Origin of the sequence: Nitrospirillum bahiense (genome assembly GCF_007828025.1) — a bacterium.
Classification (GTDB): domain Bacteria; phylum Pseudomonadota; class Alphaproteobacteria; order Azospirillales; family Azospirillaceae; genus Nitrospirillum; species Nitrospirillum amazonense.
On sequence record NZ_VITO01000001.1, the window covers coordinates 214,661 to 240,170 of the forward strand.

General features: G+C 68.2%; 19 protein-coding genes, 1 tRNA gene and 1 pseudogene. 10 read left to right on the forward strand and 11 right to left on the reverse strand.

Annotation, left to right across the window (positions count from 1 at the left end; genetic code table 11):
• The first annotated feature begins 126 nt into the window (after positions 1–126).
• The 4 genes from ald (at position 127) to FBZ88_RS00905 (ending at position 3,012) form a co-directional block, all read left to right on the forward strand.
• Entirely contained in the window at positions 127–1,242 is a 1,116-nt protein-coding gene (ald, locus tag FBZ88_RS00890) for an alanine dehydrogenase (protein ID WP_088873209.1), read from the forward strand.
• 174 nt (positions 1,243–1,416) lie between these two features.
• Positions 1,417–1,611: a hypothetical protein gene (locus FBZ88_RS00895; RefSeq protein WP_145614981.1), complete on the forward strand. Its 195-nt coding sequence runs from the start codon at positions 1,417–1,419 to the stop codon at positions 1,609–1,611.
• A 28-nt stretch (positions 1,612–1,639) separates the two neighbouring features.
• The gene (locus FBZ88_RS00900) at positions 1,640–1,981 is read left to right on the forward strand and encodes a cupin domain-containing protein (protein ID WP_145614982.1); all 342 of its coding nucleotides are present in this window, start codon (positions 1,640–1,642) and stop codon (positions 1,979–1,981) included.
• A 299-nt stretch (positions 1,982–2,280) separates the two neighbouring features.
• The gene (locus tag FBZ88_RS00905; RefSeq protein ID WP_145614983.1) at positions 2,281–3,012 is read left to right on the forward strand and encodes a hypothetical protein; all 732 of its coding nucleotides are present in this window, start codon (positions 2,281–2,283) and stop codon (positions 3,010–3,012) included.
• A 48-nt stretch (positions 3,013–3,060) separates the two neighbouring features.
• Here the strand turns inward: FBZ88_RS00905 and FBZ88_RS00910 are convergent, their stop codons facing one another.
• The 7 genes from FBZ88_RS00910 to FBZ88_RS00940 all read right to left on the reverse strand — a co-directional run bounded on the left by FBZ88_RS00910 (position 3,061) and on the right by FBZ88_RS00940 (position 15,808).
• Positions 3,061–5,337 (reverse strand): putative bifunctional diguanylate cyclase/phosphodiesterase, encoded by a 2,277-nt coding sequence (locus FBZ88_RS00910; RefSeq protein ID WP_145614984.1) that lies wholly within the window; start codon positions 5,335–5,337, stop codon positions 3,061–3,063.
• Between the two features lie 96 nt (positions 5,338–5,433).
• Positions 5,434–5,868: a response regulator gene (locus FBZ88_RS00915; RefSeq protein WP_145614985.1), complete on the reverse strand. Its 435-nt coding sequence runs from the start codon at positions 5,866–5,868 to the stop codon at positions 5,434–5,436.
• Positions 5,869–5,975: 107 nt separating this feature from the next.
• Positions 5,976–8,333 carry a response regulator gene (locus FBZ88_RS00920; RefSeq protein WP_145614986.1) on the reverse strand — a complete coding sequence of 786 codons (2,358 nt, stop codon included), beginning with the start codon at positions 8,331–8,333 and terminating at the stop codon, positions 5,976–5,978.
• A gap of 273 nt (positions 8,334–8,606) precedes the next feature.
• Positions 8,607–8,849 carry a hypothetical protein gene (locus FBZ88_RS00925; protein WP_145614987.1) on the reverse strand — a complete coding sequence of 81 codons (243 nt, stop codon included), beginning with the start codon at positions 8,847–8,849 and terminating at the stop codon, positions 8,607–8,609.
• Between the two features lie 193 nt (positions 8,850–9,042).
• A complete protein-coding gene (locus tag FBZ88_RS00930; protein WP_145614988.1) occupies positions 9,043–10,356 on the reverse strand; it encodes a pentapeptide repeat-containing protein in 1,314 nt (437 codons plus the stop codon).
• Positions 10,357–10,512: 156 nt separating this feature from the next.
• Positions 10,513–12,831, reverse strand: coding sequence for an ATP-binding protein (locus FBZ88_RS00935; RefSeq protein WP_186464133.1), 2,319 nt, complete (start codon positions 12,829–12,831; stop codon positions 10,513–10,515).
• Between the two features lie 172 nt (positions 12,832–13,003).
• A complete protein-coding gene (locus FBZ88_RS00940) occupies positions 13,004–15,808 on the reverse strand; it encodes a M16 family metallopeptidase (protein ID WP_145614990.1) in 2,805 nt (934 codons plus the stop codon).
• Between the two features lie 347 nt (positions 15,809–16,155).
• Between FBZ88_RS00940 and FBZ88_RS00945 the strand changes: the two genes are divergently transcribed.
• The 5 genes and pseudogenes from FBZ88_RS00945 to FBZ88_RS00965 all read left to right on the forward strand — a co-directional run.
• A complete protein-coding gene (locus FBZ88_RS00945) occupies positions 16,156–16,803 on the forward strand; it encodes a paraquat-inducible protein A (RefSeq protein ID WP_145614991.1) in 648 nt (215 codons plus the stop codon).
• Positions 16,800–17,531, forward strand: a complete 732-nt coding sequence (locus FBZ88_RS00950) for a paraquat-inducible protein A (protein WP_145614992.1) — start codon at positions 16,800–16,802, stop codon at positions 17,529–17,531. Before FBZ88_RS00945 ends, FBZ88_RS00950 begins: the two co-directional genes overlap by 4 nt.
• Positions 17,524–19,161, forward strand: coding sequence for a PqiB family protein (locus FBZ88_RS00955; protein ID WP_145614993.1), 1,638 nt, complete (start codon positions 17,524–17,526; stop codon positions 19,159–19,161). Before FBZ88_RS00950 ends, FBZ88_RS00955 begins: the two co-directional genes overlap by 8 nt.
• Positions 19,158–19,814 carry a PqiC family protein gene (locus tag FBZ88_RS00960; RefSeq protein WP_145614994.1) on the forward strand — a complete coding sequence of 219 codons (657 nt, stop codon included), beginning with the start codon at positions 19,158–19,160 and terminating at the stop codon, positions 19,812–19,814. Before FBZ88_RS00955 ends, FBZ88_RS00960 begins: the two co-directional genes overlap by 4 nt.
• A gap of 221 nt (positions 19,815–20,035) precedes the next feature.
• Positions 20,036–21,697 (forward strand): annotated as a pseudogene (locus FBZ88_RS00965) (methyl-accepting chemotaxis protein); the annotation flags it as partial.
• Between the two features lie 61 nt (positions 21,698–21,758).
• Here the strand turns inward: FBZ88_RS00965 and FBZ88_RS00970 are convergent.
• Entirely contained in the window at positions 21,759–22,316 is a 558-nt protein-coding gene (locus FBZ88_RS00970; RefSeq protein WP_145614996.1) for a DUF3833 domain-containing protein, read from the reverse strand.
• A gap of 175 nt (positions 22,317–22,491) precedes the next feature.
• On the opposite strand from FBZ88_RS00970, the gene FBZ88_RS00975 reads away from it, so the two are divergent.
• Positions 22,492–23,613 carry a DUF5694 domain-containing protein gene (locus FBZ88_RS00975; protein WP_145614997.1) on the forward strand — a complete coding sequence of 374 codons (1,122 nt, stop codon included), beginning with the start codon at positions 22,492–22,494 and terminating at the stop codon, positions 23,611–23,613.
• A gap of 63 nt (positions 23,614–23,676) precedes the next feature.
• Here the strand turns inward: FBZ88_RS00975 and FBZ88_RS00980 are convergent.
• From FBZ88_RS00980 to FBZ88_RS00990, 3 genes are all read right to left on the reverse strand, one after another.
• A tRNA-Phe gene (locus FBZ88_RS00980) sits at positions 23,677–23,752 on the reverse strand.
• 210 nt (positions 23,753–23,962) lie between these two features.
• Entirely contained in the window at positions 23,963–24,175 is a 213-nt protein-coding gene (locus tag FBZ88_RS00985) for a DNA gyrase inhibitor YacG (RefSeq protein WP_145614998.1), read from the reverse strand.
• 11 nt (positions 24,176–24,186) lie between these two features.
• Positions 24,187–25,503, reverse strand: coding sequence for a ribonuclease E/G (locus FBZ88_RS00990; protein ID WP_145614999.1), 1,317 nt, complete (start codon positions 25,501–25,503; stop codon positions 24,187–24,189).
• Positions 25,504–25,510: the final 7 nt, after the last annotated feature.

Here is a 25,510-nt window from a genome sequence, read left to right on the forward strand (position 1 = left end):
GCGCCAAGCCTAACCCTCAACGCAAGGACATGCACCGGCCTTCGGCCTTATCTTGGGCTCCGAAATCGAGGCAACGGTTGCGCGACCGGACAGGCGGCGCCAACCCAGATGATCCGGGAGATAACCATGCTGGTCGGCGTTCCTAAGGAAATCAAAAACCACGAGTATCGCGTCGGTCTGATCCCCGGCAACGTGCGCCAGCTGGTGGCCCACGGCCACTCGGTCATCGTGCAGAAGAACGCCGGCACCGCCATCGGCCTGACGGACGAGCAGTACGCCGCCGCCGGCGCCACCCTGGTGGACACCGCCGAAGAAATCTTCGCCAAGGCCGACATGATCGTGAAGGTGAAGGAGCCGCAGCCGCACGAGTGCCGCATGCTGCGCCCCGGCCAGGTCCTGTTCACCTACCTGCACCTGGCCCCCGATCCGGAGCAGACCGAGCTGCTGCTGGCCTCCGGCGCCATCTGCATCGCCTATGAGACCGTGACCGACGCCCGCGGTGGCCTGCCCCTGCTGGCCCCCATGAGCGAGGTCGCCGGCCGCATGTCCATCCAGGCCGGTGCCAAGTGCCTGGAGAAGAGCTACGGCGGCAACGGCATCCTGCTGGGCGGCGTGCCCGGCACCCCGGCCGCCAAGGTCGTCGTCATCGGCGGCGGCGTGGTCGGCCTGAACGCGGCCCGCATGGCCGTGGGCCTGGAAGCGGAAGTGACCGTGCTGGACAAGTCGCTGGATCGGCTGCGCCAGATCGACCAGCAGTACGGCCGCCGCGTGAACACGCTCTACGCCAACATCGACACCATCGAGCAGGCGGTGCTGGACGCCGACCTGGTGATCGGCGCCGTGCTGGTGCCGGGCGCCAACGCCCCCCGCGTCGTCACCAAGGAGATGGTGGCCAAGATGCGCCCCGGCAGCGTGCTGGTGGACGTGTCCATCGACCAGGGCGGCTGCTTCGAGACCTCGCACGCCACCACCCACGCCGACCCGACCTATGTGGTCGACGGCGTCATCCACTACTGCGTGGCCAACATGCCGGGCGCGGTCGCCCGCACCTCCACCTTCGCCCTGAACAACGCCACCTCCCCCTTCGTCCTGGCCTTGGCCGACAAGGGCTGGCAGCAGGCTCTGGCCGACGACGTGCATCTGCGCAACGGCCTGAACGTGTTCCGCGGCAAGCTGACCCACCCCGCCCTGGTGGAAGAGGGCGACGCCCGCTACCTGGCCGCCGACAAGGCCATCGCCTGATCCCCTCCGGATCAGCGATTAAGTTGAATGCGAAGGCCCGGCGGCGACGCCGGGCCTTTTCGCTGCCCGCTCCCCTGCCCCAGTCGATCTGCGACGCCATAACTCAAGCATTTTCCCTGGCCAGCTCAGCGACGCACCGTCTAAGTTGCATTAGTGTTTATCTTGGGGGCACCAATGACATTTACCGATGGGATTATGTTGTTGCTCTTGTTCGGTGGCGCTTTCGGCCTCTGGAACCTGTCTGACCTCGTTGAGGCCAAAGAAGAGGAAATCCGCGAACGGACGCGGAAATTGAAGCTGGAAAACGATCGCGAGGAACGGCGGATAAAGCAGGAACACGACACCGCCGTGCCCTCGGCCGGCGCCTGATCGTCCCACACCGACAGAAAGGCCCGCGATGCAAACCCCGCCTTGGCTTCTTTCGGCCGTCCCCGCCCTGGCCACCCTGCCCGATGTCCCGACAGGGGAACGGTTCCAGTACCTGCTGGAGCACGGCAGCATGAAGGTGGGCATCTACGCCCCGCGGGGCCATGACCCTCAAGGCCCCCATGTCCGTGATGAAATCTACGTGATCATCAGCGGCACCGGCACCTTCGTGAAGAACGGTGAGCGCCATCCCTTCCAGCCGCACGACCTGCTGTTCGTGGAGGCTGGCGCCGAGCATCGCTTCGAGGATTTCAGCGACGACTTCGCCACCTGGGTGCTGTTCTGGGGGCCAAAGGGCGGGGAGGCCCCTTAAGCCCCCTCGCCCATCCCTAATTATTCCCCATGAGTAGATGTTATTGATCATGTGGCAGGAATGGGCGACGTAAGCGGCGCCCCCACGGTATCACGGCGAAGATTGATCAAGTTTGGATTAACCAGAAAAAGCTGAGTACCATCCCTTAATTAACAGAGGCTCGACACGTCAGCCGTTACTTCTTTCCGAGATTCCATTATTTTAACATAAGCAACAAAATGGATCCTCATCCAATGTCTACAAAAATAAATAGAAGATCGCAGGCGTTCATTTTCAGCGCCCTTATGCTGGCGGGGACCATGACCCTGCCAGGGTGCACTTCAAACAAGAATCAGGGCAATGCCGCCCTCATTGAGCGAGTCGAAACCCGATATCCCCTTTTTTCTCCGCACAAGGAAAAAGGGGTACAGACCTTCGTGGCCGCCGTCCGCTCCCTGAAACGCCCCCACCAAGCTGATCAGGGGTGTGAGGAGTTCATTTCGGATTTCCTCGCCAACACTCGTATAGCCGTCCAATCCCCAGCAGCCTCCGCCACATCGGCCAAAGATATCGCCACCCTGACGCAATTGAACCAGTGCCCGCCGACATTATTCCAAGATCCGCCGCCCTTACCGTTCAAAGTCCCGATGGAGCAACCCTCGGAGCCCGTCTTTGAGCGGTACGACGTCTACAGCGAGCAGTTGGTCAATGCCACGCGGTACCTACTGATGTATCGAAAAATGGGTTGGACGACGACGGGTGGCAACGGGGGGAACCTCCACAGCATCTCTACCTATACGCGGGAAATCGACCCGGCCACCTGCCACGGCACCACCGTGATCTCCGATACCTCGGCTCCCAAGGGAGTCGACGTGAACGATGATCAAGGGATGTATCTTCTGACGTGGAAGCAAATGCCGGTGGCTGTGACCTTGCTGCACCGGACGCAGCCCGTTGGCCCAGGCATCCCCAGCGATCTGTGGAGCCTTTCGGCGCAATCGCAATTTCCGGCGGTGTTGCCTCTGACCTGCATCGTCTCCTGGAAACCTTGATCGACCTGGGCCGAGGCCAGACCGCCGAAATCGTTATCGCTCAATGTGTTAAGCGCTGCGCCCCTCGCGGCTCTCCTCCTGCGCCATGACCAACGGGTGCAGGAAACGCGCTTCCAGCTGGCGGGCGGGCATGGGCTCGGCGATGAAGAAGCCCTGGACGACGGGACAGCCCTCGGCCACCAGCCAGGCCAGCTGCTCCTCCCGCTCCACACCCTCGGCTACCACTTCCAACCCTAAGCGCGCGCCCAAGGTCAGGATCATGGCGGCGATGGCGCTGTCGCGCGGCAGGTCCTGCACGAAGGCGCGGTCGATCTTGAGCGTGTCGATGGGCATTTGGCGCAGGTAGGACAGCGAGGAGAAGCCGGTGCCGAAGTCGTCCACGGCAATGCGCACGCCCAGGCGCTTCAGGCGCCACAGCACCTCCAGCGAGCGGGCGCTGTCCACCATCACGCTCTCCGTCACCTCGATCTCGATGCGGTCGGCGGGCACGCCGCTGCGCGCCAGGCAGTCGCGTACCCGCTCGACGAAGCCGGGTGCGATGATCTGCCGGGCGGAGACGTTCACGGCGATGTGGAAGTCGGGCAGCAGCTTGGTCCAGTGCGTGGCCTCGCGCACCGCCTGTTCCAGCACCCAGCTGCCCAGTTCCATGATCAGGCCCGAATCCTCGGCCACGGTCATGAAGGCGCCGGGTTGCACCAGTTGGCCGTCATGCTTCCAGCGCACCAGCGCCTCCGCCCCCACCAGGGCCTGGTCGGCGGCCCGCACCTTAGGCTGGAAGTACAGCTCGAACGAGCCGATGCTCAGCGCCTGGCGCAGGTTGGCCTCGGTGCTCAGCCGGTTCTCCGCCCGCTCGCTCATCTCGCGGGAGAAGAAGCGGTATTGACCGCGGCCAGCGGCCTTGGCGGCGTAGAGGGCCGTGTCGGCCTGGCGCAGCAGGGTGCTGGCGGTGTCGGCGTCGCCATTGGGAGCCCCCTCGCCGGCCAGGGCCACGCCGATGGAGGCGCCGGCGTGCAGCAGGTGCCCGCCCTCCACCATCAAGGGCGATTCCAGGGCCTTCAGCAGGCGCTCCGCCAGCACGGCGGCGTCCACCGGCTCCAGCGCGTTTTCCGTCACCACCAGGAACTCGTCACCACCCAGGCGGCCCAGCATGTCGTCCTCGCCGATGCAGTCGCGCAGGCGCCCCGCCACGGCCTTTAGCAGCCGGTCGCCCACGTCGTGGCCCAGGCTGTCGTTCACATGCTTGAACCGGTCCAGGTCCAGGAAGAACAGGGCGATGCCGCGCCCGCCGGCGCGGTCCATGCGGCCGCTGAGGTCTTCCTGGCGGGCAAGTTCCGGATTGTACAGCCGCCGCTCCCGCCGTCTCAGCGCCTCTTCCAGGCGGCGTTGCAGCAGCAGCCGATTGGGCAGGCCGGTCAGGACGTCATGGGTCGCCAGCTGTTCCATGTCCGAGCGGCTGCGGTCCAACAGGCGCAGCACCTCGTTGAAGCGGCGCACCAGATAGCCCAGCTCGTTATCCGCCTGACGGGGGAAGTCCGGCAGGCGGGCGGCCCCTGGGCGCGACGGATCGATGCTGGCCACGGCCAGGCCCACGGCGCGCAGCGGCCGGGTCAGGAAGGTGTGCAGCAGCAAAGCCAACACCACGCCCAGCGCCAGGTCGCGTACAAGGCCGCCCAGCACCGTGGTGCGGATGAAGGCGGCGTAGTCGGCCGCCGCCCGGCTGGTGTCCATCTCCAGCTCCAGCCGGCCGATGATGGGACTGTTGCGGGGGCTGCCGGCGGGGCGGTACAGCAGGCGCTGGGTCCGCGCCAGGTCCTGGAAGACAGAGGTGAACCGGGCGCCGGACAGCCAGCCGCGCCAGAAGGCCCCCCCCTCCTCCGCCGGCGGCAGGTCACGCGCGCCGTCGGCCAGCACCCGATCCGGCATTTCGACGAGGCGCACGGCGCGCACGCCGTCGATGGCCAGGACGGATCGAACCAGGCCGGACGCCAGGTCGGGATCCAGGTTCCACACGGCGGCGCTGGCCGTGTTCTCCACCAGGTCCAGCACCATGCGGCCGGCGTTGGCGAACTTGGCCCGCTCCCGCTCCGCCTGGCCGATGCCCTGGATCAGCGACAGGATGGCGCCGATCACCAGGGCAGACAGCAAGGCCAGGGCCGCCTGGCGCACCGCCAGGGACCGCCAGAAGGCCACGGTCATTTGATGGCGGCGCATCGCTTCCTGCCGGCGGGCGCGACGCACGCGCCAAGCGCACACCCAGCGCGGCAGGCGGATGCCCAACAGCCGGGGGACCGGCACACTGGAACGGATGGCGTTGGGCTTGGTCACGGCGCGCCCTTCGCCGGTGTAACCGCCGGCGTCCGCCCCATCCCGTTTCCCTCACCCCGCGCCATCGCCATTCCCATTCCCCGCCGCCATCCTCGGCTATCGCCGCGGCGCCATCACAACCTGCAGCTTCTCCCGCAGGTTAACCAGGGTGACAGGCTTGGCGATGAACGCGTCCACACCCAAATCCCTGGCCTTCAAAACCGTTACCTTGTCCGCGCGATTGGTCAGAAAAACCACGGGAATGTGATGTCCTTGCGTTTCACGCTCCCGAAGATGCTGCAGGAAGGTCAACCCATCGACCGGCGCCATGTCGATGTCGGCGATGATGACGTCCGGCCGGCGTTCCATGGCCACGTTCAGGCCGGACGACCCGTCCTCCGCCTCCATCACCGTGCCGAAGTCCAGCTGCCGCAGGATGCGGACGACCACACCACGGATGAAACTTTGATCCTCAATCACCAGCGAGCTGCGGAAATTGAATGAAATCGCCCCCATCTGCCATCCCCAAACGGCTGCCGCCTTCAAATCCAAACAATTTTATTTTAACGAGGAATGAATACACGCCCGATCCCGGCTTCCGGAACACCAAGCCCGGGAATACAGGATTAGTATAGGCAGAAATGTCGGTGGTCGTCTTCTTATAAAGAGGCGATGGCCGCCGCGACCTGTTCCAGCGCGCCCGGAACAGCCTTTGCCGCCTGCCGCGCCTCATCAACCTTCCCTTGGACCAGGGCTTCTTCCACTCGGTCCGCCACGCGGGCCAGGACGTCGGCCCCGGCGCTTTTCGCCACGCCGGCCAGGGCATGCGCCTCGCGCCGGGCGGCCCCCGCGTCATCGAGGGTGAAGGCGTGGTCCAGGCCATCCGCCAGCGGGCGCGCCGCCCCCAGGAAGTCACTCAGGAAGGCCCGCGCCTCGTCATCCAGTACGCTGAACAATTCCAGGGTGCGCGCCAGGTTCAGCACCGCTGTCGTATCCCCCGGCGGCGCGGCCTTCGCGCCGCTGTCCGACAGGGGCGGCAGCCATTGCGCCAGGCAGCGGTCCAGCCGGTCCAGCTCCAGGGGCTTCGCCAGAAAGCCGTCCATGCCCGCCGCCAGGCAGCGCTGGGACTCCCCCGCCATGGCGTTGGCCGTCAGGGCGATGATGGGGGTGCGCAGGCCGGTGCCCGTTTCCGCCTCGCGGATGGCGGCGGTCAGCTCGAACCCGTCCATCTCCGGCATATTGCAATCGGTCAGCACCAGGCCGAAGCGGCCCGTGCGCCAAGCCGCCAAGGCCTGGCGCCCATCCTCGGTGACCTCGGCGGCAATGCCCAGCAGGCTGAGCTGCCGGCGGATCACCATCTGGTTGACCGGCTGGTCTTCCGCCACCAGCACCAGGCGGCCTTGCGCCATGGCCACCTCGACCGGCGGCGGCTCGCCGCGCCCCTGGCGCAAGGGCGACGACGCGGCGCGGGCCGCCGTCTCCTGCCCCGCCGCCGAGGCAACGGCCCGGATCAGGGGCACGCGGCGCACCGGGCGGCCGATCTGCACCGTGCCCGACGGCAGGCCCGCCGGCCGCACCGAATCCGCCGCCGCCACCAGCACCGCAGGCTTGCCCTCCGGCAGGTCGGGCCAAACGTCGCCCGGCCGGGGAACAACCACGGCCACGTTCCAGGGCTGGCCCTCGCCCGCCACCTGGCCGCCGGCGGCCTCGACATAACAGGCGACTGTATCGCGCAGGGCCTGGGTTTCGGCCGCCACCAGTACGGTGATGCCGGCCAGCGACGGCAGGGCCGGCTGGGGTGCTGCCACCGGCTGTTCCTGGGCGACGGCCAGGTCTATCTCAAACCAGAAGGTGGACCCCTGGCCCGGCGCGCTGTCCAGGCCGATGCGGCCCTGCATCAAATCGATCAGCCGGCGGCTGATGGACAGGCCCAGGCCGGTGCCGCCGAAGCGGCGGCTTGTGGAGCTTTCGGCTTGGGTGAAGGGCTGGAACAGCTGCTTCTGCACATCATCGGCGATGCCGATGCCGGTGTCCTGCACCGCCACCCGCACCAGCGCCCGGCCCGGCGCCGCGCCGGGCAGGCAACGCACCGACAGGGTGACGCCGCCCTTCTCGGTGAATTTGATGGCGTTGCCCGTCAGGTTGTACAGCACCTGGCGCAGGCGCAACGGGTCGCCCATCAGCAACTCGGGGATGGCGGGGTCGATGTGCACGTGCAGGTCCAGCGCACGCTTGCGCGCCTGGGCCGCCAGCATGTCGGCCACGCCTTCCACCAGCGGGCCCAGCGCCACCGGATGACACTCGATGTCCATGCGACCGGCCTCGATCTTCGAGAAGTCGAGGATGTCGTCGATGATGCGCAGCAGGGTGCCGGCCGCGTCCCGCGCGGTGAACAGCATCTCCATCTGGTCGTCATCCAGACCCGTATGGGACATCAGTTCCAGCATGCCCAGCACGGCGTTCATGGGTGTGCGAATCTCGTGGCTCATCGTGGCCAGGAAGCTGGACTTCAGCCGGCTGGCGCTCTGCGCCTCGCGGGCGGTGCGGATGTTGTCGTAGGACCGCAACGCCGTGATGATGGTGATGAACAGCTTCTCCGAGGTGAGCTCGGTCTTCGCCTTGTAGTCGTTGATGTCGTAATTGACGATGACGTCGCGCACCGGCGCCTGGCCAGGCTGGCCGGTGCGCAGCACGATGCGCACGTCGTTGTTGTCGAATTCCTCGCGGATGCGCCGCGCCAGCACCAGGCCGGCGTCGTCCGTTTCCATGACGATGTCCAGCAGGGCCACGGCGATGTCGCCGCGCTTGGTCAGGATGCCCGCCGCCTCCGCCGCCGACCGCGCAGTCAGCAATTCCAACGGCCGGCCCTTGTACGTCAGCCGGCTGAGCACCAGCCGGGTCATGATGTGCACTTCCTCGTCGTCATCGACGACCAGGATGGGCCAGGGCGGCAACTCCGGCGCGCGCGTCGCCGGTGCATCCTCCGCCAGGAACAGGGAATCGAGGTCAGACGTCATCGCCGCCCGTCTTCAGGGCGGTGGGCAGTGACGGCCTGCTGTCGTTTGGAACCGCTGGTCACAGCCATGGATCGACGTGTCGGCACCTTTATGCCGCTGGATGATTGGACCCCATCGGGGCACGGCGCCAAGCGCGCCCTACCCCTGTGCTCAGGGCACTGTACATGACAGGGCCCGGCCAATCCAGCCGCGCACGATCCCGCGGTCGATCCGGGAGTGTAACGTCACTGGACCGCAACAGTGGATCAAAGGAGTCGAGAATAAAGCGCAGCCTTAGCGGCTGGTGGCCTTGCGTCCGCGGCCAGTGGCCTTGGGAGCCGCCTTGGCGCCACGGCGGCCGCGCTTCACCGGCTCGGGCGGCGGCGGCGGCGGAGGCGCGATGCAGGCTTCAAGCCCCTGGTACGCCATGACAATGATCGACGGCAATGCCTCGACACTGACGGGATTGGACCGGGCATATGACGTTGCGATCTTGACCGCCAGTTCCCGCAATTCCGGCCTTAGTCGATCGTTCATCTAACGCTCCCACCCGCTTCCCATGGACGACTTGATAGAAGGGACCGTAATCAAAGACGCTTCGTTTAGCGCCCATTAATTCGGTCTATGCGGTTTGGGTGAGTAATACCGGCCAAGAGTACTGGCTGGACGCCGGTTCACTATGACCTGGGACGGAGATGGACAAGGGTTGGAAAGCGTGCCGGGACCGGCTTCAGCCCACCCGGGCCGACGGTGACAGCTCAGGCCGGTCTAGGCCCACCGCCCCATCAAGGCGAGCGTCGGCGAAGCGTACGCCGGTGGTGTCCGCCTGCGCCAAATCGGCACCGCGCAAGTCGGCACCGGTGACGTTGGCGTATTGCAGTTGGGCGCGCCATAGGCTGGCGCGTGCCATGTCGGCGCCCGTGAGGTCAGCGGGCCATGACCGGCCGCTGGGATGGCCGTCCGGTTGCAGGATATCCGCGGGGTCCAGGCGGGCATCAGCCATGTCGGCGCCCGCCAGCCGGGCGTGACCAAGCATGGCACCGCGCAGCATGGCGCCGCGCAGGCTGGCCTCGGTCAGGTCGGCACCGGAAAGATCGGCCAGGGTCAGGTCTGCACCGCCCAGCAGGGCGCCCTGCAGATGCGCGCCGCGCAGGGTGGCGCCCGACAGCCGCGCGCCCCGCAGATCAGCACCCTCGAGATTGGCGCCCTCCAACTCTGCACGGGCGCCACGGGCGCCGCCGCTGTCTATCCAGCGTTCGTGGTCGTGCACGCGACGGCGCGTGTCCAGCGCCAGCGAATCGAGAGGGCGGGAGAAACGGGCTTCATCCAGCAGCGCCTCGCCAAGGTCGCAATGGTCCAGCTCCACCCCCACCAGGTCGGCACCGGCGAAGCGCGCGCCTTGCAGCCGCGCGCCCGCCAGCAGGGCACCGCTGAGGCGCGCGGCCGTGAGGTTGGCCTGGCTCAGGTCGGCGCCCGTCAAATCCACTTCCCGCAAGACGGAGCCGCTGAGGTCTGCATCCCGCAGGTCGGCGCCGCGCAGCACCGCGCCGGTGATGTCGCATTCCAGCATGACCACGCCGGACAGGCGGGCCCCCACCAGAAGGGCGCGGCCCAGGTGGGCCCGGCGGAAGACGACGCCCTGGCCGGACCGCGCCAATTCCGCCGCTCCCTCGCCTTCCCCCCCGGAGTCCGGCACCGCGATCAACATGTCGCTGGAGCGCAAATCGGCGCCGCGCAAATCTGTACGGTCCAGCAATGCGCCCCTCAAGGCGCAGCCGCGCAGGTCAGCCGCCGCCAGGCATGCTTGGGTCAGGTCGGCATCCGTGAGATCGGCGCCATAAAGGTCAGCCCCCTCCAACCGGCAATTCGCCAGGACGGCGCCGGACAGGTCGGCCCCGGCCAACTGGGCGCGGGACAGGTTGCGGTTCGACAGGTCGATGCCGCGGAGGATGAGCATCGCCAGATTGGCACGGCGCCCGCCCGGCTTGGCCGCCAGCCAGCGCTCGTGCTCATCAATAATCTGGGTCAGCTGGGCGCCGAACATGGAACCATCCGCTCGCGACCAAGTAACAGGCCTGCGGGACAGCCCGCCGGGCCAATCCCAAATGGGCGGGGTCGCTCCGCCAGGACCGAGTATAGGCGGCGGCGGGTTAATGGAAGCTGAAAGCGGTTCGGGGAATCCGCATAGGACGGCGCAATTTCAGTCCAAGGCGTCCAGGGCGTCCAGCAGCTGGTCCATGCGGTAGGGCTTGGGCAGCAGGCGCATGCCTTCCAGCGGCGGCAGGTTTTCCGCATAGCCCGTCGTCAGCAGCACGGCGAGGTCGGGCCGCAGCAGCCGGGCGACCTTGGCCAGTTCCACGCCATTCATGCCACCGGGCATGACGATGTCGGAGAACAGGATGTCGATGGTGTCACCATCCTGCAGCAGTGCCAGGGCCTGGTCGGCGCGCGAGGCCTGCAGCACGGTGAAGCCGCGTTCCTTCAGGCTGGCCGACACTGTCGCGGACACAGTGGCGTCATCCTCGACCACCAGCACGATACGAGTCTCCACCCGGTCGGCCGGGCGGGCCTCGGCCGGTGCCGGGGGCCGACGGGGGGCGGTGGCGGCGCGCGGCAGGAATAGGGTGACCGTGGTGCCCACGCCCGGCACGCTGTCCAGATGCACGGTGCCACCCGACTGGCGGGCGAAGCCATAGACCTGCGATAGGCCCAGGCCGGAGCCCTTGCCCACCTCCTTGGTGGTGAAGAAGGGCTCGAACACGTGGGGCAACACGGCAGGGTCGATGCCGGAGCCGGTGTCGGTGATGGCCAGGCGCACGAACTGGCCTTTCAGCGCGTCCTCCGTCTGGTCCGGCGCCAAGTGCACATTTTCGGCCACGAAGCGCAGCACGCCGCCGTTGGGCATGGCATCGCGGGCGTTCACAGCCACGTTCAGCAGCGCCAGCTCCAGTTGGGCGCTGTCGGCCATGGCTGGCCAAAGCCCTTGGGGCAGCACCATTTCCAATACGATGTCGGCGCGCAGCGCGTGCATCAGCAGCTGGCGCATGGTGCGCACCAGCTCGGCCACGTCCACCGGCTCGGGACGCAGGGCCTGCCGGCGGGCAAAGGCCATCAGCTGGCGGGTCAAACCGGCCCCCCGGTCGACGGCCTGCATGCCGGCGCGAATCAGGTCGCGGCTGCGATCGTCCGGGGCCCGGCGCAACAGCATGTCCAGGCAGCCGGACACCGCCTGCAGCAGATTGTTGAAATCATGGGCGATGCCGCCTGTCAGGCGGCCCACCGCCTCCATACGGTGGGCCTGGAACAAGGCGGTGTTGGCGCTCTCCGCCTCCGCCACCGCCGCCCGCACCTTCTCCTCCTGCTCGGCGCTGGAACGGGCCAGGCGCTGACTGGCGTCGGCCAGCACCTGGGCCACGGCATCCGCCTCGGCCAGGCCCAGTGTCTCGGTCGGCACGGGAGCCCCACGGCCCAGCGCGGCCGCCCGGGCGGCCAGCTGTTCAACCGGATAGGTGATGCCCCGGGCCAAGCGCAGGGCCAAGCCCATGGCCAGCCCCAACAAGGCAACCGCCCCGGCCAGCGCCAACAACAGGCCACGCCAAGCCTCCCGCCCCAACTCGTCCCGAGGCGCGGCGATCGCCACGACCAGATCCTGGCTGGGCGTGCGCCGGAAGGAAACCATGGTCGGCATGCCCTCCAGCGACACGCCGGGCATACGGCCCGATGTCTGCTTGGCATAGGCCTCGACGAATTCCGGCCGGGCCTTCTGCCCGACGTAACGCTCGGGGTCGCGGGTACGCGCGATGATGACGCCGGAGCGGTCGACGACGGCGCCGATCCAGCCGGCCCGCAGCTGCTGGTCCGTCAATAGCTGGGTGAATTCCGTCGACGGCATGACCAGCGACAGGATGTAGGCCGGGGCGCCGTTCTGGAACACCGGCTCGTGCAGGGCGATGGCTTGCTGGTTGGTGAGGGTGCTGTTGAACAGATTGCCGACACGACTGTGCCTCGCCTCCAGCGCGGCACGCAGGTTCGGACCCAACTGGCCGCCGGAGAGCGGTGTTCCCGGCGGCAGCGCGGTGTTCATCAGCACCCGGCCGTCGCTGGCCGCCGCCAGGCGGAACCAGTAGCCCTTGGGCAGGTCTATAGCCCTGGCCTGGGCTTCCAGCGCCGCAATATCCCCGTGCGCCAGGGCGGGAGACGCGATCAGCGCGCGCAAGTAGGCCTGGCTTTGGCCCAACTGCTGGTCCACTGCCAGGGCAAGCATGTGGGCCGTCTCATCAAGGTGGCGTTCCGCCACCCGGCGCTCCCGCGTGTAGGCGCCGCCCAGCAGCAGGGCGCCGCCCAGCAGGGGGGGCAACAACAGGGTGACGGCGGCCAGCAGCAGCCGCCCGCGCACCCCCAAGGCTGGAGAGGAGGTCTGGGCCGAGCGCCTGGGGGCGGCGGCGCGCAGGCCCGCCGGCGCCGGCATCGCGGCCGCGATACCCCGTCCTCCCGCCGCTACGTCCTCACCATCCGCCACGTCTCGATTCCTTCGCCGGGGTCCGGCCACACGCCTTCCCCGCTTGAAGCCGCTGCCCGGTCCGCCGCCCATCGCCGGGGCGCCAAGCTAACCCGGCCATGCGCCCCTGGCTAGAGGAGGTATTCCGTGGTGGGTGGCGCCGCCGGCCAGGATACGCCCAAAGGCAAGAGCCTCAGTTCGTCGCCTTGGCGAAGTCCCCGGCGCGGAAATAGGACAGCTTGTCCGGATCGATGCGGGCGCGCAGGGCCGACGCCACCTGTGCCGGCGTCACCGCCGCCACCTTGGCTTCCATTTCCGCCGACCAGGCCATGGTGCGACCCAGGTAAAGGTTGGTGGCCAGCAGGCTGGCCAGGCGCGCATCCTCTGTCCGACCCATGCGGAACTGATCCAGGAAACCGCTCTTGGCCTCCGCCAGTTCCTGGTCGCTGACACCGTCGTGCACCAGGCGCGCCAATTCCTCGCCAAACGCCGTCTTCACCTTGGCCACGTTCTGGGGGGCGGCGATGGCCTGCAGGGTCAGCCGTCCCACGTGGTCGATGGCCCCGACCGACAGGGCGGAGCCGGCGCCATAGGACAGGCCTTCCTTCTGGCGGACGCGGTCGCCCAGGCGGGAATGCAGGGTGCTGCCACCCAGGATGCGATTGGCCATCAACAGGGCGGGATAGTCAGGGTCATCCTCGGTCATGGCCAGGGGCAGGCCGGCCAGCAGGATGGCGTTGGCCTTGTCCGGCGTCTGGATCACCTGGTCCAGGCCGGCCACCTGGGCGGGGGTCTCGGGGATGCGGGTGTAAGGCTGTGGCGCCACGAATCCGCCCAGGGCCGCCTGCACCAGCTGCGGCATGGCCGCGGCGTCGAAGTCGCCCACCACGGCCACCTGGGCCCCGCGGGCGCCGTAAAAGGCGTGGTAGAAGGCCTTCACCTCCTCCAGCTTCAGCGCCTTGATCTTGGCGATCCACTCGTCAACCGTGTCGATATGGCCGGGATGGTCGGGCTGCGTCGTGTCGAAGGCCCGGTCGAAGGCGTTGCTGGCCAGGGACTGGGGATCGGTGCGGGACGATTCCAGGTCGGAAATGGTGGCGGCGCGCCACTGCTCCAGTTCATCGGCCGGGAAGGCTGGCTCCCGCAGGATCTCGGCCACCAGCGCCAGCACCTCGGCCACGTGCGCGCGGTCGGTGCGCACGGCGATGCTGGTCTGCTGCGTACCGGACGAGATGGCCAAATTGGCCTTCATCTTGTCCAGCAGGTCGGCGATCTGCTGGCGGCTGTGCTTCGCGGTGCCCTTCAGCAGCATGCTGGCCACCGCCTCGGACGCCGCGTCCTTCCCCGTCAGGCTGGCATCATCGCCATAGCGCAGCCGGATCAGCAGGTTCACCGCCTGGCCCCGGGCCGGCTTGGCCAGCAAGGCCAGCTTGCCACCATCCGGCAAATCCAGGCGCTGGGTGTGGGCGTCGATGTTGGTCGGGCTGCTGTCGAACACGGTGTCGGCCACCGCCGCGTCCCGCCCCTTGTAGCCATCCACCAGGGACGCGGCGGTGGGCGCGGCCGGGATATCCACACGTTCTGGCGCCGTGGTCGGAATGAAGTGGCCCTCGGTGCGGTTGGCTTGGCGGAAATAGGTCTCCGCCACGCGCTGCACGTCCGCCGTGGTCACGGCGGCGATGCGGTCGCGCCCGACGAACAGCAGGCGCCAGTCCCCCTGCGCGATGACGTCGGTCAGGCTGAGCGCCACGCCGCCGGGGTTGTCCATCAACTGGTCGTAATTCTTCAGCATGCGGGTCTTAGCGCGGTCGACCTCCTCATCCGTGATGGGATGGTCGTGCACGCCCTCCACCACGCCCGTCATGACCGACAGCACCTTGGCGGCGTCGCCGCCCTTGGGCACCTCCGCCAGGGCCATGGCCAGGCCGGGGTCCACGCGCTTTTCGGCCGAGGCCGACACGCCGGTGGCCAGCTTCTGCTCCACCAGCGCCTTGTGCAGACGCCCCGAGGGCGTGCTGCCCAGGATGAAGGACAGGATGGACAGCGCGGCGCTGTCGGGATGGGTGGCGGCCGGGATGTGATAGGCCAGCCCCTCGTACCCCGTGTCGCCCACGCGGCGCAGGGTGACGGACCGCTCGCCGTCCTGTGCCGGTTCCACCGTGTATTCCGGCGGCAGCGCCTCGGCCGGGTTTTTCAGCCCGCCGAAGGCCGCCTGCGCGCTGGCCAGGGCTTTGGCCGGGTCGAACTTGCCGGCGATGACCAGGGTGGCGTTATCCGGCCGATAATAGCGGTGATAGAAGGCCTGCAGGTGGCCAATGTCCACGTTCTCCACGTCCGAGCGCGCGCCGATGGTGGAATGGCCATAGTGATGCCAGAGATATGCTGAGGAGTGCATGCGCTCCATCAGGATGCCCACGGGGTTGTTCTCCCGCATCTCCATCTCGTTGCGCACCACCGTCATCTCGCTGTCGAGATCCTTGCGGGCGACGAAGGAATGGACCATGCGGTCCGCCTCCAGGCCCAAGGCCCAGTCCAGATAGTCCTGCCGCGCGTCGAAGGTCTCGTAGTAGTTGGTGCGGTCCTCGGCCGTGGTGGCGTTGTTCTGGAAACCGCGCTTCTGCGTTTCCTGCGGGATGTCGTGGTGGTTGGGCGTCCCCTTGAACATCATGTGTTCCAGCAGGTGGGCCATGCCCGTCTCGCCATACCCTTCCATGCGCGAGCCGACGCGGTACACGACGTTGACGGTGATGGTGGACTTGGCCTCGCTGGGGAACAGCAACACGCGCAGGCCGTTGGCCAGGCGGTATTCCGTGATGCCCTCGACGCTGGCCACCGCCTTGGGGGCGGCGAAATCGGCCTTGCCCGCCTTGGCGGACGCGGCGGCCTTGGGTTGGTCCGCGGCATGCGCCGCAGCGGGAACGAGCACAGGCGCCATCAGCGCGGACAGGGCGCAACTGGTGGCGAGGGCCGCCGCCAGGAAGGTCTTACCAGAGGCCAAAGTCGTCCCTTTCTTTCACACCCGACAAGGGGCACCACCCGGCATGGGGCGCACCACATTGCCCACCGAATGGGCAGGCCGGCCAGTGTGCACGAGGCCGCATCGTCTGGGCAGGGAATTATCAGCGCACCCGCCCGCCCCATGCGGCTGCGGCGTGGGGCCTATCCGTTGCAGGACCGCTACATCGACCGGCCTCCCCCGAACAGCATCGGGTTCGCACCCGCCCACCCGATGGTGCTATTCAGGAAGCCGGGCTATCGTGGCGGCGGCAAGCCGCTCACCATGAAGGCCAACGTGGCAACGGCCATGCACCGGGGCCGAACCATGACGACGAACTGGCATCCCCTGTGACCGAATCCCTGGTCGCCTGTCCTGAATGCGACGCCCTGCACGAACGGCGTGAGCTGGCGCCCGGCACCAAGGCCCGATGCGTGCGCTGCGGGGCCGTGCTCTACCGCCGCTCCTACCTGGAACCGGACCACCAGCTGGCGCTGGTGGCCGCCGCCATCCTGATCTACCTGATCGCCAACAGCTTCCCCATCGTCGATCTTGAGATCCAGGGGCGCAGCAACAGCACCACCCTGGTCGGCAGCGTGCTGGCCCTGTGGCGGGAGGGGCGGGAGATCGTGGCCGTCCTCGTCTTCGCCACGACCCAGCTGTTCCCCCTGGTGGATTTGGGCGCCCTGTTCGCCCTGCTGCTCATGATCCGGCGGGGGCGGCCGGCCCCGGCCTTCGCCCCCATGCTGCGCTTCCTGCAGGCGCTGCGGCCCTGGGGCATGATCGAGGTGTTCATGCTGGGCATCGTCGTGGCCCTGGTGAAGCTGTCCAACATGGCCGAGGTGGTGCCGGGCATCGCGCTGTGGGCCTTTGGCCTGCTGACCATTCTGCTGGCGGTCATCCTGTCGCTGGATCTGCGCAGCCTGTGGCGCGCGGGCGACCGTGTCATCGTGCGGCCGAGGCGGCGCTTCCGGCCCAAACAATCGGTGCATCCATGAGCGCGGCACCGACCACCTCCTCTTCGGAAGCACGCGTGACCACGGCGGCGCAAGCGGGTTTGGTCGCCTGTCCGCACTGCCATCTGGTATGCCGCGATACGGCCGCCCCGGATGGATCCCGGCATGGACACGGCGAGGGGCGCGTCCGCTGCCCCCGGTGCGCCGGGCGGCTGCACCCGCGCAAGGTGGACAGCCTGTCACGCACCTGGGCGCTGCTGATCGCGGCCGCCATCCTGTACATCCCGGCCAACGCCTTCCCGGTGATGCAGACCTCCACCCTGCTCAGCACCCAGAGCGACACCATCCTGTCCGGCATCCTCTATTTCTGGAACACCGGCTCGCCCGAACTGGCGGTGCTGATCTTCACCGTCAGCATCCTGGTGCCGCTGCTGAAGCTGGCGACGCTCAGCACCCTGGCCGTGTCCATCCAGCGCGGCGCGCGCGGCCGCGCCGACCAGCGCGCCCGCCTTTACCGCATCATCGAATTCGTAGGCCGCTGGTCCATGCTGGACGTGTTCGTCGTGGCCCTGATGGTGGGCCTGGTGCACTTCCAAGGGCTGGCCGTCATCCAGGCCGGCCCGGGTGCGGCCGCCTTCGGCGCCGTGGTGGTGCTGACCATGCTGGCCGCCCACAGCTTCGACCCCCGTATGATCTGGGATCGCGCCCACCGCCCGCGCAGGGGGCGCGATCCCAAGAAACGACTAGCCTTCGGAACCCGCCATGGCTGAAACCACGCCCCCCGCCCCCCACCAGGACGACCTGCCGGAACCGGTGGTGGACTCGGGCCGCCGCTGGATCCCGTCGTTGGTATGGTTGATCCCCGCCATCGCCGCCATCGTGGGCCTGACCCTGGTGGTGAAGACGGTTTGGATGAAAGGCCCCAGCATCACCATCAGCTTCCTGACGGCGGACGGCATCGAGCCGGGCAAGACCAAGGTGAAGTTCAAGGACGTGGACATCGGCGAGGTGAAGGGCGTCACGCTGACCGACGATCACGCCCGCGTGCTGGTGACGGTGGAGCTGACCAAGGACGCCAAGGGCTTCGCCGTGGAAGACAGCCGTTTTTGGGTGGTGCGCCCGCGTTTCGCCGAGACGGGCGTTTCGGGACTGAACACCCTGTTGTCCGGGTCCTACATCGGCGTCGACGCCGGCAAGTCGGACAGCCAGCGCAAGGAATTCACCGGGCTGGAGGATCCGCCGGTGGTGGCCTCCGACGTGCCGGGGCAGCGCTATGTCCTGCACACCGACGACATCGGCTCGCTGGCGGCGGGATCGCCCGTCTACTACAAGCGCATCCCCGTGGGCCATGTCGAGCGCTACACCCTGGATGAGGACGGGCGCCATATCACCCTGCATGTCTTCATCAAGTCGCCCTACGACCATTTCATCACCAAGGACAGCAAGTTCTGGCACGCCAGCGGCGTGGACGTGCGCATCGACGGCTCAGGCCTGAAGGTGGATACCGAGGCGCTGGCCACCATCCTGATGGGCGGCATCGCCTTCGAGGACCCGCCGGACACGCCCATGACCCCGGCGGCGGCCGGCAGCCAGTTCTGGCTGGCCGCCAACCATGTCGACGCGATGAAGGCGCCGGAGGGCTACCACGTCGCCATGGTGATGCGCTTCCATCAATCCATACGCGGCCTGACCGTAGGTGCGCCGGTGGATTTCCGTGGGGTGGAGATCGGCAACGTCACCGGCGTGGGTATCGACTACGACCCGGCTACCCAGGATTTCACCTCCCGCGTCATGGTCAACATCTTCCCGGATCGCCTGCCCTCCTTCGAGCAGACGCTGCCGCCGGAAAGCGAGCGGGCCGCCCGGATGCAGCGCCTGGCGGAACTGGTGAACCGGGGCCTGCGCGCCCAGCTGCGCACCGGCAGCTTCCTGACCGGGCAGCTGTATGTGGCGGTGGACTTCATGCCCAAGGCGCCGCCGGTGCAGTTCAACCCCAACACCGATCCCGTGGAACTGCCCACCGTGCCCGGCGACCTGGAGGAGTTGTACCAGAAGGTGCAGGAGATCGTGGCCAAGCTGGACAAGATCCCCTTCGACGCCATCGGCGAGAACGCGCGCAAGGCGCTGGCCAGCGTGGACGGCGCCACCCGCCATATCGACGAGCTGGTGCAGCATGCCGACCACGACGTGCTGCCGGAAATCCGCGACAGCCTGAAGCAGATGGAACAGACCCTGGCCGCCACCCAGGCCAGCGTCGCCCCGGACGCCCCCCTGCAGCAGGACACCCGCCAGGCGCTGAAGGGCGTCATAGATGCCACCCGGTCCCTGAAAGCGTTGAGCGACAGCCTGGAACGCCACCCGGAATCCCTGGTGCGCGGCCGGAAGGACAAGGACGAATGAGCACGAACCCCGCCCCTTTCCCCCGTTCCCTTTCCGCCCTTGTCGGCCTGACGGGCCTGGTCCTGCTGGCCGGTTGCGGCGGTTCCACCCCCATCCGCTACCACGCGCTGGCCCCGCAACCGGCTGGCGCCCCCGCGACCGGCGCCGCTCGTGTGCTGGTGGAGGTGCTGCCCGTGACGGTGCCGGAGCGGCTGAACCGCACCCAGCTGGTGCTGACCGACGCCGGCGGCCGGCTGGATGTGCGCGACGACGACCGCTGGGCCGCCCCGGTGGCGGATGAGATGCGGCTGGCGCTGGCCAACGCCCTGTGGCAGCGGCTGCGCGCCACCGACATCTACCAGGCGCCCGTGGCCCCGGCACCCAACGGCCCGCCACAGTATCGCCTGGCGCTGCGCATCGAGCGGTTTGACGCCGCCCCCGGCGGCACCGCCGTGGTGGACGGCAGCTGGACCATGCGGCGCCTGCCACAGGGAGCCGCATCCACCTGCCGCGCCGGCTTCAGCCTGCCGGTGGCCGCCGCCTCACCCGACGCGGCCGCCGCCGCCCTGTCCAATGGCGCGGCGCAGTTGGCCGCCGCCGTGGCCGACAGCCTGGGTCGCCTGGACGCGGCGGCGCCTGGCGCTACGTCCCCCTGCGCCGGCGGCGCGAACTGAGGGGATTGGCATCCTAACCCACAGCATAGGTCCGCGCTTTACCGATCCTTAATATGCTTAACGGAGTATTCGGCTTCATGGCGCCGTCCCTCCGAAAGTCCTCAATGCTGTCTGGCCGAGGGTCGTTTGATGGCGATGGCGCCCTGATTTTTGGGGGGTACCCGCGTTGAGGGCCCCCGCTAGGGTGAGGAGCGTCGAAGGCCATGAAAAACCTGTCCATCCGCCACAAGGTGATCCTGGCGTTCAGCGCCGTCCTGGGCATCACCCTGATCCTGGGCGTGGTTGCCATGATGCAGGCCGCGCGCATGAACACCTCCGCTATGGATATCCGTGACGACTGGCTGCCCTCCACCCGCGCGGTGGGACAGATCGTCCAGGCGACCGAACGCTTCCGCTCGCTCGAAGGCTCCTACCTGCTGGTCAAGGAACCGGCCATGCGGGCAGAGGTGGAAAAGCGCTTCGCCGCCACCCTGGCGGACTTCGACAAGTCCTGGACGGCATACCAGCCGCTGATCGGCGCCGGCGAGGAACGCGCCGCGGCGGATGACATCCAGCGCATCTGGAAGATCTATCTGGGCCTGCATGAAAAGCTGCTGGCCACCGCCCACGACGGCAAGTTGGACGAGGCCGTCGCCTCCTTCCGCGGGGAGATGATCGACAATTTCACCAAGTTGCGCCAGGCCTTGAAGACCGACGCCGACGTCAACATGAAGGGCGCGGACGAGGCCGCCAAGGCCAACCGCGACAGCTACCAGACCGCCAAGATGGTGGTCATCGGCGCGCTGATCCTGTCGCTGGCCCTGGGGGGCCTGGCCGGCTTCGCGCTGATCCGCCTGGTGTCCAAGCCGCTGGATGACATGACGGGCGCCATGGGCCGCCTGGCCGACCACGACCTGTCGGTCCAGATCCCCGGCGCCGACCGCCTGGATGAGATCGGCCGCATGGCCGCCGCCGTCGCCGTGTTCCGCGACAGCATGATCCGCGCCGATGAGCTGGCCGAGCAGGCCCGGCAGGAACAGCTGCGCCGCGAGGCCCGTGTGCGCCTGCGCGAGCAGCACATCGAGGAGTTCGACAAGGTTTCGACCGAGCTGGTGAACTTCGTCGCCCACGCGTCGGAGGAACTGGGCCAGACGGCCGCCCGCCTGACCCAGATCGTGGACGGCAACCGCCGCCAGGTGCAGGCCGTGGCCACGGGTGCCGAAGAGGCGTCCACCAACGTGCAGACCGTGGCCGCCGCGACCGAGGAGTTGACCGCCTCCATCGGGGAGATCAGCCGCCAGGCCCTGCAGTCCGCCACCGTGGCCGATGAGGCCGTGCGCCAGGCCGAAGAGACCGACGCCACCGTCAACGGCCTGGCCGAAGGCGCCCAGCGCATCGAGGCGGTAATCAGCCTGATCCGCGAAATCGCCAGCCAAACCAACCTGCTGGCGCTGAACGCCACCATCGAGGCGGCGCGGGCGGGTGAGGCCGGCAAGGGTTTCGCCGTCGTCGCCACCGAAGTGAAGGCCCTGGCCAACCAGACCGCCAAGGCGACCGAGGACATCGGCGCCCAGGTGGCCGCCATTCAGCAGGAGACGACGGACGCCGTCAGCGCCATCCGCCAGATACAGTCCACCATCCGCGACATCGGCGCCGGCACCTCCGTCATCGCCGCCGCGGTGGAGGAGCAGGGTGCGGCCACGCGGGAAATCACCCGCAACGTGAGCGAGGCCTCCAAGGGCACGGTGCTGGTCTCCAACAACATCGGCGCCGTGGCCGAAGCCTCGGAAGAGACCGCCGCCGCCTCGGTCCAGGTGCTGGGCGCCTCGCAGAGCCTGGCCAAGGAATCGGCCCGCCTGCAGGAGGCCGTGGCAGACTTCTTCGCCAAGCTGCGCGCCGCCTGAAGCCAAGGCCAGGCCAGGGGCGGCGGACCGCCGCGCCCGGCCTGGTCCCGGCCCTTCCCCTCTAATCCGGCATGTCCGGGGCGGCCATCGCCGGCGCCTTCTGGAAGAAGATGCTGACCGACCCGATTTCGACGCCCCATTTGGTGACGTGGGCCCGGTTCAGCAGGACGCCGCCGGGTTGCAGGAACATCCAGTCATCGAAGGCGACGCGCATGGTGCCGTCGCCGACCTTGAGGTCAAGGCGGTAGGCCCAGTTGAAGGCGTTGCCCGACGCGACGCCCCGCGCCACACCCACGACATCACCGGCGGTCCCCTCATATCGGTCCGGCGCCACCTGCCGTACCGTCCAGGTCCGCTCCTCCCGTTCGCCGTCGTTGTACAGGAAACGTTCGTGAAGGATCAGGACGCCGTCCTGCCGGGTGCCGTCGATGTCGACGGTGAATTGGCGGCGCACCTTGCCGAAACGATCCTCGAACAGTCCCCAGGCCTTGGTATGGCCGGTGAAATAATCCTCCAAGACCAGCGGGGGCGTGCCGCCCGCGAAATCCTTGGGCGCCATCCCGGCGCAACTGGTGAGCAAGGGCGCGCACAGCAGCGCGGCGCAAATCCGTCTCCACATCTCAAACCCTTTCCCGGCGTGCGCCAGGGCCCGTCGTCCCTGGCGCTGGACGATACGGTGAAGGACACGCGGCGGATCATGGCCGGACCGGACGAAAGGCGCCAAAGCGGCCCTTTCGCGATGCCGGCCGATCAAGATGATGACGGAAGCGCTCTGCAGTCCTTTGGGGGAAATCATGACACACGTCCGTCGTCGCTCAGCCAGCCTGGGCTTAGCCCTGCTTGCCGGCATCCTGGCAGTCGCCAAGGTCATCCCGGCGGATGCCGGGACCGGCGCGTCGGACTACCACCCCTCATTCAAGCCCGACCAGTTGAAGGGGCCACCGGCGGGCAAGGCCAACGAGGTGCTGGTGCTGGGCACACCGCATCTGTCAGGGCTCAAGGGCGAGCTGCGGCCGGACATGCTGGAGCCCCTGCTGACCCGCCTGGCGGCCTGGCATCCGGACGCCATCGCGACCGAGGACATGTCCGGCCTGCAATGCGATAGTCTGCGCCGTTATCCCACCCGCTATGCCTCGACCGTCGCCGACTACTGCCCAGACCCCGGTCCCGCAGGGCAGGCGACCGGACTGGACGTGCCCGCCGCCAACGCAGAGGCGGAACGGCTGCTGGCGGCATGGCCGGCCGCCCCCACCGCCGCCGACCGGCGGCATCTGGCCGCGATCTTCCTGGCGGCAGGGGAGCGAAGCTCCGCCCTGGTGCAGTGGCTGCGCCTGCCGGCGGAAGAGCGGCGCGCCGGTGATGGTCTCACGCCCGACCTGGTGGCGGCGCTGGAGCGCGCCAAGGACCGCCGCAACGAAACCAACCTTATCTCGGCCGTGCTGGCGGCGCGCCTGGGCCTGGAGCGGCTGTGGAGCGTGGATGACCACAGCGCCGACTTTCCCGACCCGCCGGACGCCGACGCCTATGCCGCCGCTATCACCCACGCCTGGGACAATCCCGCCGCCAAGGCGCGCCGGGCGGAGGATGAGCGGCTGGAGGCTGGCTTCGCCAAGCCCGGCGGCCTGATGACCCTGTACCGCGCCTACAACACGCCGCAGGCCGCGCTGCAGGCCTATCAGGCAGACTTCGGCGCCGCCCTGCGGGAGCCGTCGCCCCAGGGATTTGGCCGGAATTACGTCGGGTATTGGGAGACGCGGAACCTGCGCATGGTCGCGAACATCCGCGACGTCCTGGGCCAGCATCCCGGTACCCGCCTGCTCGCCATCGTCGGCGCGTCGCACAAAGGGTATTACGAGGCCTACCTCGACCAGATGCACGACGTGCGCCTGGCGGATTCAAACAGCGTGCTGCGGTAAGCGATGGGCAACAGCGGGACAGTCGGCCACACCAAAACAATCGCCGATTTTCTTGGAAGAAAATGGTGCCCAGGGGCGGAATCGAACCACCGACACGGGGATTTTCAGTCCCCTGCTCTACCAACTGAGCTACCTGGGCATCCAGAGGAACGTAGCAGGCGCTAAGCCCCTGATCTCGCGTGGGTTTTTGTGACCCGTTGCCGTGGCGTTGGTGTCCGCGGCGCGTCGAGGTGGCTGTATGTAGACAAGTCCGGCGGGCTTGTCCAGCCTGTTGTTTCGATCTTTTTCAGTTTTTTTTTAGGCGGCTGATTCCACTCGCAAATTTAGGGATATGACGGGGTGCCGGGACTCAGTCCCGCTCCGCTCCCGGGGCGGTCTCGCCATCCTCGTCCGTCTCCTCGGTCACGGGCACGCGGTAGCTTTCGTTCAGCCAGCGCCCCAGATCAACGTCGGCACAGCGGGCGGAGCAGAAGGGCTTCACCTCGGGCGCCGGCGGCCGGCCGCAAATGGGGCAGGCCGCGCGGGACTTGCGGGGTTTCAGGGGAATCGGTTGGTCGGTCATGGCAACGTCACTCACATCACGGCGTCATCGTCGTCGGACAAAACGCCCGGGGTCGGCGCGTCAGCCGCCACCAGGTCCAGCAGGGATGGTCCCCGGCGCTGGCGCGTCATCTCCACCAGGCCCAGGCGGGACATGCCATAGACCTGGGTATTGCCGGGATCGTCCGCCACCGCCCCGGTCAGGGCGAGGATCAGCCGTTCGCGGTCCGGCGGCCGCGACAGGTTGATGAAGTCCACCACCACGATGCCACCCACATTGCGCAGACGCAGCTGGCGGGCGATTTCCGGCACAGCCGCCAGGTTGACGGCCAGGGGGTCACCTTTCTCCCCCCCGTTCACGTCGATGACGGTCAGCGCCTCGGTCCGCTCGATGACCAGGCTGCCGGCGGCGGCCCCCCGCAAGGGGACGCGCGGACGCAACAGCGTGGCGATGGCGCCGTCCAGGTCGCCGCCGTCGAACAGCGGCAGGCCAGCGGGGACGCGTTTCAGCACCGGCAGCAGGTCGGCGGCGCGATCGTCGCACCAGCGGCGCAGCTCCGCATATAGGTCCTGGCCGGCGGCGGCGCGGTCATCCACCAGGATGGCCGATACCGGCTGGCCCGTCTGTTCCATCAGGGCGCGGATGCCGGCATGGGGTGCAGCCAATAGCGTGGCCGGCGGCCCATCGCCGGCCCGCGCCACCCCGCGCCAGTCCATGGCCAAGGCCTCCGCCTCCTGCGCCAGCCAGTCGGAGGGCACACCGGCGGCGGCGGCACGCACGATCCAGCCACCTGCCCAGCCACCGGCCCGACCCTGGCTGCTGACGGGCACCGCGTCGCGCACCACGGTGGTGAGGCGCGCACGCTCCGCCGCGGCGCTGGCCCCCTGCCCCAGGCGCTTGGACACGTGGATGCCGGCCGCCAACGGCGTGTGCACCAGGAAACGGCCGGGCAGCGCCACGTCCATGGACAGCAACGCGCCCTTGGCACCCACGGGGTCGGCCTTGACCTGGACGATGATGGTCTGCCCGGCCCGCAAGGCCGTACCGATGGGGCCCTGGGGCCGCGCGGCCGGACGATCCTTGGGGGCGCCCTTATCACGCCCCTGGGGCACGCGCACGTCTGCAGCGGGCAGCAAACCGTCGCGGCCGGTGCCGATGTCGATGAAGGCGGCGTTCATGCCGGCGACGATGCGGGTGACGCGGCCGCGAATCACGGCACCGGCCAGGGTGGGCCGCTCCACCCGGTCGATATAGAGATCCGACAACACGCCATCGGTCAGCATGGCGGCGCGACGCAGGGCCGGCCCCTGCGCCGGCGATGTCACATCGATGTGGAGTTCGCGGGCCATCAGGGCC

Bases quoted from the DNA above. Each gene is read 5' to 3' on its own strand.
- ald (WP_088873209.1), top strand. From the start codon at position 127: ATGCTGGTCGGCGTTCCTAAGGAAATCAAAAACCACGAGTATCGCGTC.
- FBZ88_RS00895 (WP_145614981.1), top strand. From the start codon at position 1,417: ATGACATTTACCGATGGGATTATGTTGTTGCTCTTGTTCGGTGGCGCT.
- FBZ88_RS00900 (WP_145614982.1), top strand. From the start codon at position 1,640: ATGCAAACCCCGCCTTGGCTTCTTTCGGCCGTCCCCGCCCTGGCCACC.
- FBZ88_RS00905 (WP_145614983.1), top strand. From the start codon at position 2,281: ATGACCCTGCCAGGGTGCACTTCAAACAAGAATCAGGGCAATGCCGCC.
- FBZ88_RS00920 (WP_145614986.1), bottom strand. From the start codon at position 8,333: ATGACGTCTGACCTCGATTCCCTGTTCCTGGCGGAGGATGCACCGGCG.
- FBZ88_RS00925 (WP_145614987.1), bottom strand. From the start codon at position 8,849: ATGAACGATCGACTAAGGCCGGAATTGCGGGAACTGGCGGTCAAGATC.
- FBZ88_RS00930 (WP_145614988.1), bottom strand. From the start codon at position 10,356: ATGTTCGGCGCCCAGCTGACCCAGATTATTGATGAGCACGAGCGCTGG.
- FBZ88_RS00950 (WP_145614992.1), top strand. From the start codon at position 16,800: ATGAGCGCGGCACCGACCACCTCCTCTTCGGAAGCACGCGTGACCACG.
- FBZ88_RS00955 (WP_145614993.1), top strand. From the start codon at position 17,524: ATGGCTGAAACCACGCCCCCCGCCCCCCACCAGGACGACCTGCCGGAA.
- FBZ88_RS00960 (WP_145614994.1), top strand. From the start codon at position 19,158: ATGAGCACGAACCCCGCCCCTTTCCCCCGTTCCCTTTCCGCCCTTGTC.
- FBZ88_RS00970 (WP_145614996.1), bottom strand. From the start codon at position 22,316: ATGTGGAGACGGATTTGCGCCGCGCTGCTGTGCGCGCCCTTGCTCACC.
- FBZ88_RS00975 (WP_145614997.1), top strand. From the start codon at position 22,492: ATGACACACGTCCGTCGTCGCTCAGCCAGCCTGGGCTTAGCCCTGCTT.
- FBZ88_RS00985 (WP_145614998.1), bottom strand. From the start codon at position 24,175: ATGACCGACCAACCGATTCCCCTGAAACCCCGCAAGTCCCGCGCGGCC.
- FBZ88_RS00990 (WP_145614999.1), bottom strand. From the start codon at position 25,503: ATGGCCCGCGAACTCCACATCGATGTGACATCGCCGGCGCAGGGGCCG.